Source organism: Hyalangium sp. (genome assembly GCF_035629615.1).
Taxonomy (GTDB): Bacteria; Myxococcota; Myxococcia; order Myxococcales; family Myxococcaceae; genus Hyalangium.
Genome location: NZ_DASPHO010000738.1, coordinates 1 through 6,219 on the forward strand (window position 1 = coordinate 1; position 6,219 = coordinate 6,219).

At 69.3% G+C, this 6,219-nt stretch carries 6 protein-coding genes; 1 reads left to right on the forward strand and 5 read right to left on the reverse strand.

The genetic code is table 11. The annotated features are described in order from the left end of the window. The 5 genes from VD972_RS36730 to glpK all read right to left on the reverse strand — a co-directional run. A partial coding sequence (locus VD972_RS36730) for a serine/threonine-protein kinase (protein ID WP_324993485.1) occupies positions 1–1,061 on the reverse strand: 1,061 nt, incomplete at its 3' end. Positions 1,062–1,243: 182 nt separating this feature from the next. After that, the gene (locus tag VD972_RS36735; RefSeq protein WP_324993486.1) at positions 1,244–2,482 is read right to left on the reverse strand and encodes a hypothetical protein; all 1,239 of its coding nucleotides are present in this window, start codon (positions 2,480–2,482) and stop codon (positions 1,244–1,246) included. A gap of 21 nt (positions 2,483–2,503) precedes the next feature. Next, the gene (locus tag VD972_RS36740) at positions 2,504–2,809 is read right to left on the reverse strand and encodes a 4a-hydroxytetrahydrobiopterin dehydratase (RefSeq protein WP_324993487.1); all 306 of its coding nucleotides are present in this window, start codon (positions 2,807–2,809) and stop codon (positions 2,504–2,506) included. 31 nt (positions 2,810–2,840) lie between these two features. Then, positions 2,841–4,181, reverse strand: a complete 1,341-nt coding sequence (locus VD972_RS36745) for a hypothetical protein (RefSeq protein ID WP_324993488.1) — start codon at positions 4,179–4,181, stop codon at positions 2,841–2,843. A gap of 69 nt (positions 4,182–4,250) precedes the next feature. After that, the gene (gene glpK, locus VD972_RS36750) at positions 4,251–5,735 is read right to left on the reverse strand and encodes a glycerol kinase GlpK (RefSeq protein ID WP_324993489.1); all 1,485 of its coding nucleotides are present in this window, start codon (positions 5,733–5,735) and stop codon (positions 4,251–4,253) included. A gap of 96 nt (positions 5,736–5,831) precedes the next feature. On the opposite strand from glpK, the gene VD972_RS36755 reads away from it, so the two are divergent. Then, the coding region (locus tag VD972_RS36755; RefSeq protein ID WP_324993490.1) for an FHA domain-containing protein at positions 5,832–6,219 on the forward strand (388 nt) is incomplete at its 3' end.

Consider the following 6,219-nt stretch of genomic DNA (forward strand, 5'->3'; position numbering starts at 1 on the left):
CCCTGGAGAGCGAGGAGGGCAAGGAGTCCTGCCACGGCGAACCAAGGCCACAGCACACGGGCGGACTCGGGCAGGTCCGACTGGCGCTTCCTCGCAACGGGCAGCGCAACGGGACTCTGGGAAGCAGGTTGATGCACCCGGAGCTCAGCCTCCGGCGCTGCTTGCATGGGCGCTTCGGCGCGGTGGGCCACGCCACGTCGCTTCAAGGATCGAGGGATGATGGGCTCTTCCGCATGCGGCCCGGCAGTGCGCCCTGCCTGCTCTATCGCTTGAGTCAGCTCTGCCGCACTGCCACGAGCCGAGAGATCCAGCGAGAGCATCTGACGGATGAGCGCTGCCAGTTCCGGGCACACGGTCACCAATTGTTCAGGCGGCTTCCACACGGGAGGGCGGAAGGAAGGATCGCTCGCCATAAGCTCGGGAGGGAGCACAGGCTGCGGGTAGATACCCGTGACGAGGCAGTAGGCGGTGACGCCCAGGGCGTACACGTCATCGTAGGGGCCCGGCTCGTAGTGAGCGGTGGGCAGGTGGCGGTGGAGCCAGTAGAAGCGCAGGGCCTCGGGGCTGCGGTGCTGCGGAGTGCCGGGAGGCAGCAACTCGCGCGTGAGGGTGGGCGCACCGAGGAAATCTCCAGCGCCGAAGTCCAGGAGCGTGGGCCAGGAGTCGTCCTGGCGCACGAGGATATTGTCGCCTTTGACGTCGCGGTGGACTCCCTGCACTGCGTGGGTGGCGGCCAGCGCGCCCGCCACCGGAGCCAGCAGCCGCAGCACCTGGAGCGAGGTCAGGGTGCGTCCATAGGCCCACTTCGGGAGGGGCACGCCCTCCACCCAATCCATGACCAGGAAGGGGAAAGGGCCGGCCGGGTGGGTCCACAGCCCGTGGTCATGCAGGCCCGGGACGTGGGGGTGGACGATGCGGCGAAGCAGCTCCGCTTCACGCAGGAAGCGTGGATCGTTGGGGTGGAGCGCCACCTTCAGGGCGAAAGGAGGGCCGTCCTGCTGGGCGGCGGGGGAGGCAAGATAGACGGTTCCATAGGCGCCGTGGCTTCGCCTGGAGCGCACACGCCAAGCACCCACCACCGTGCCTGGAGGCAGGTAAGCAGGGTGCAGGTGCGGGAGGGAGGAGTCAGCGGTCAGGAGGATCCTCGCGTGGGAGCGACTCGCTCTCCCAGGAGTCTACCCGATGGGTAGGGGAGTTTGCAGTAACAGCCCGGGTTTCCTCCCGTTGTCCCGAGATGGCCGGGCTACCGCCAGAAGCCCACGGAGAAGCCCACGTTCGCGTAGCGCCGTGCCAGATCGAACGAGGCGCTCACGGCCCAATCCTCCCAGTACCGGAAGAGGAACAGCTCGAACCCACCCGTCAAGTGCGGTCGCGGCGCCTGCCCCTCGAACGAGGAGGGCTCCACGAAGACACCCAGCCGGGTGCGCACGCGGCCCGGCCACGTGTCGTGCTCGGCGCCAATGTGCGGCTGGAAGAGCGCCGTGCGTCCCACCGGCTCCGGCTCGCTGAACGCCGTCACTGAGCGCAGCGCCACCGCGCTCTCCACGCTGGAGATCAGATCTATCTGCGCGGACACGAGGAAGTTGCCCGAGGGCGCGTCCGGAGACTCCTCCGGGGACACGTTCGTCGCCCCCGAGGCGATGAGCTGCCGCCGCGCGGCCGGAGAGAGCCGGTTGTAGCGCTCGGCGCCCTCACCGAAGCGATAGCTCGCCCCCAGTGACAGCGTCGCCGGAGCCACCACAGCCGAGTAGATGGCCCGCCCCGCCAGCACCGGGGCCTGGCCCTCCTTCTGCTTCCAGCCCCCCACCACCTGCGGCCGCACGGAGATGCCCACGCGATAGGGCCGCGCCTGAGGCCGGAAGAGCAGGTCCAGCGAGAGGCCCGTGCCTCCGTAGTTCCACTCCTCATCCCCGTGGCTGAGCGTGGCCAGCGCCGTGTAGATGCCGAGCGAGACGATGAACTCGTCCTGCCCCAGCGCCATCGCGCCTGCCAGCGCCGACTGCGTCACAGCCACGCTGACGGAGTCGTCCTCCAGGCACTCCAGCGTCGCGCAGTAGGTCACCGTTCGGGTGCGCAGGAAGGTGCCCAGGCCAAACTCCTTGTATTGCAGCAGCAGGCCGAAGAGGAGCTGGGAACTGCCGGGTGCCTCGTCGGGCAGCCCGTCGTTGTCCAGATCCTGGCCGCGTCGCTCCCGGAGCGGCACATCCAGCCAGGACAGCGTCACCCCCACGTCCCAGTCTCGATCCAGCTGCGGCGCCCGATGCGCCAGCGTGGCCAGGTTGCTGGAGAAGCCCGCGGTCCCCTCGGCAATGCCCGTGTACGCACCGCCGATGGCCACCATGCGCGTGGAGCCCAGCAGCGCCCCCGAGTTGACATACAGCCGCTCCTGCCGAGGCTCATCGGGGAGCGGCTCTTCCTGCCCCCATGCACCTGGGGCCACGGCGAGCACAGCGGCAAATGTCAGCAGGACGAGCGTGCGCATGGGGGAGGGGCTCCGCGCTGGCTACGAGCCCACCTCCGCGAAGAGTGTGTCCGCCTCGTCCGCCAGCTTCGTGTCCCGCGATGTCAGCCCGCCCGCGTCGTGCGTGACGAGCGCCAGCGTCACCTTCCTCCAGCGGATGTCGATGTCCGGGTGGTGGTCCGCCTTCTCCGCGGCCTGGGCCACCTTGTTCACGAAGGTGATGCCTGCGAGGAAGCTGGGCGCCTCATAGGTGCGGCGGATCATCCCTCCCTCGTGCTTCCAGCCAGGGTGGCCGGCAAGGAAGGTCTGGAGCGCCTCGGGGGTGAGCTGCGTTCGATCGTAGGCCATGGTGCCTTTCTACCTCCGTGTGGCGGGGCCGTCAGGGAGTCGTCGGCCGGACGCGAACCTTGGAGTTCTGGAGGCCGGTGGTGGGTGGGTTCCACATCAGGTGGGTGGAGGCGCTGGGCGCTGTGAATTCCGCATCCAGGAGCTCCAGGAGGATGGCACGCTGCTCCGGAGCGTAGACGGCGATGGTGGCCCGGGTGCGCGAGTTCACCCCGGTGGCAGGGTTGATGATGACGGGGACAACCGAGTTGCGCATGTTGAACTCAAGGGTGAGCACCTCGAAGTTCATGCCCAGGGGAAGCGAGGCCTGCTCCGCGATTCCCGTCGCCGCCGTCCACTCCAGCCGGCGCAGATCGACCAGCCCGGCCCCGAAGGGGTGCGGCGTCCCGACCCACACGACGCTCGGCTCGTAGCCCACCACATTGCCGGTGAACGTCGGGCAAGGGTCCGTTGTGCGCACGATTCGCTCCGGCTCGATCCGATAGGCACACACCTGGTTGGTGAAGGTGTTGAACGGCTGCGACGTCCCGCCGCTCGGGGCGTTGGTGACGACGGCCAGCCGATCCCCGTTGCGGAGGAGGAAGGCCCGCAGGCCTGTCGTGCCGATCGTGCCCAAGGGAGAGGACAGCTGCGCCCGGCCCTTCACGGCCAGCGCCGTCCCATCGAAGAGGATGCGATCGAGGGTGGGGCCACGCAGCGCCAGCAGCTCGGTCTCCGAGGCCAGGAGGAAGTCGGCGGGGGACGCGCTCACGGACACGGTGCCGGTGAGCTCGAGCGATGTCCCCGTGTCTACAAAGCGCTGGACTTGCGACGTGCCCACGTCCCACACCACATCCCCGGCCACCGCCACCCGGTTCCCGCTGAACCGCCGCACCACGGTGCCATCCCTCACGAACTCCGAGTCACACAGCCAGCCCCCACGCTTGGTGCGCTCCAGCCCGTTGCAAGCCTTCGACAGCGTGTAGGGAATGGCCTCGGCGGAGCGGTCCCTCGCGGCGTAGAGGTCGAATTGGTGGATGCCGCCTATCGGATCGAACGCGGCGAAGATGTGGTAGCGCCCCGGCTTGTCCGGGGTGAACTTCAAGGTGGCCAAGGCGGAGGAGGGGTTGCCCAGCGTGGCCTGGCTCTCCACGAGCTGGTTGTCCGGGCCGTAGACCTCCACCGTGAGAGTGGCGGGCCGCGCCTCGGCCTCGAGGCCGCAGCCGCTGTTGAGCGTGGGTGAGACCTGCAGGCGCACCTGCTCGCCCACCAGGATCACGCCCCCCTGCGAAGGCGGGGCGACAGTGCTCCCCCCGCCAAAGCAGGGCGTATCCGGACACCCGGAGAGCCCCAGCAGGGCGCCCAGGAAGAAGAGGAATCGACACATCTTCGTCATGGAGAACTCCACGGCCGCCCATCCGGCCCTGGGAATGGGCGGTGTCGGGGATTCATACCCCGTTTCGGCTCACGCGCGCTCCACCGCTCGCTTCCACTTGGCCAGGTGCCGCTCGCGCACCTCTGGCTTCATCTTTGGCTTGAAGGTGCGCTCGGCCTTCCACGCGCGGCGGATGGCGTCCGGGCTGCTCCACACCCCCGCCCCCAGGCCGCCGAGGAAGGCCGCGCCCAGGCTCGTCGTCTCCAGGTTGCGCGGGCGCACCACCGGAGTGTCCAGCACGTCGGCCTGGTACTGCATCAACAGGTTGTTGGCCGCCGCCCCGCCGTCCACCTTGAAGGAGGGCATGGCCTGGCCGCTGTCGTGGCGCATCGCGTCCGCCAGGTCGCGGATCTGCAGGGCGATGCCCTCCAGCACCGCGCGCGCCAGGTGCGCCACCGTGGTGGAGCGATCGATGCCGGCGAACAGGCCCCGAGCCTCGGGCCGCCAGTGCGGTGCGCCCAGGCCCGCCAGCGCTGGCACGAAGACGACCTCCCCCGTGTCCTTCACGCTCTCGGCGAGCCCCTCGATGTCCGGCGCGCGCTTGATGACCCGGAGCCCGTCCCGCAGCCACTGTACGGCGGCGCCGGCGATGAAGGAGCTGCCCTCCAGCGCGTACGTGGTCCGGTCTCCCAGCCGCCACGCCACCGTGGTCAGCAGCCCGGTGGTGGAGCGCACCGGCGTGTCCCCCGTGTTCATCAGCAGGAAGGCGCCGGTGCCGTAGGTGCACTTGGACTCGCCAGGCTCGAAGCACGCCTGCCCGAAGAGCGCCGCCTGCTGATCCCCCGCCATGCCGGACACGGGGATGCCGTCCGGCAGGCTCTTCATGCCGCGCGTGGTGCCGTACACCTCCGCTGAGCCTCGGATCTGCGGCAGGCACGCGGCCGGCACGCCCAGCAGCGAGCGCAGCTCGTCGTCCCACGCCATCGAGCGCAGATCCATCAGCAGCGTCCGGCTGGCGTTGGACACGTCGGTGACGTGGGCCTGGCCGCCGGTGAGCTTGTACACGAGCCACGTGTCGATGGTGCCGAAGCACACATCGCCCTTCTCCGCCCGGGCGTGCGCGCCCTTGAGGTGCTCGAACAGCCAGGTGAGCTTGGTGCCGGAGAAGTACGGGTCCAGCACCAGGCCCGTCACCTCACGCACGCGGGGCTCCACCCCCTTGGCCTTGAGCTGCTGGCAGATGTCCGCCGTGCGCCGGTCCTGCCAGACGATGGCACGCCCCAGCGGCTTGCCCGTGCCCCGGTGCCACAGGCCCGTCGTCTCGCGCTGGTTGGTGATGCCCACGGCGGCAATGTCCTGGCCCTTGAGCCCCGCATCCTTCAGCGCCCGGGCGATGCAGAACTCGCTGGAGGCCCAGATCTCCTCCAGGTCATGCTCCACCCAGGAAGGCTTGGGGAAGTGCTGGGTGAACTCGCGGTAGGCGCGGCCCGCCACCTGGAGCCGGGCATCGAGGATGGTGACGTGCGTCCCGGTGGTACCCTGGTCGATTGCCAGGACGTGCTTCGCCTTCGCCATGAATCCCTCCCCCGGCGAGTCATGCCGGATGGGGGATACCTTACCCGACCCATGGGGGTGGGCAGGGGGCTTCGAGCGAGTTAACCTGTAGACAGTATGCCGTCCGTGCAGCAGCTCCGTCCGTTCGCCGAGGCTCCCCTCGAGTCCTTCCGTGCCGCCTCCGGCCCGGTGGCGCTCATCCAGCAGCCGCCGGAGCCCGTGCTCCAGCAGGTGGCGCTGCAACTGGAGCAGGCGCGCACGGTGCTGATGACGAATCGTACCCGGCTGGCCGAGCGGCTGCTGACGATGCTGCAGGGGTTCCAGCACCTGGAGGTGCACCTGCTCCAGCCCCGCGTGGACGGGGAGGAGTTCACGGTGGGGCGGATGGACACCTGCATGCTGATGGTGAAGGACCCGTCCGTCTCCAAGCTCCACGCGCGGCTGCGCTGGAGCAAGAAGGAGGGCGCGTGCGCGGTGCGGGATGCGGGCTCGATGAACGGCACCT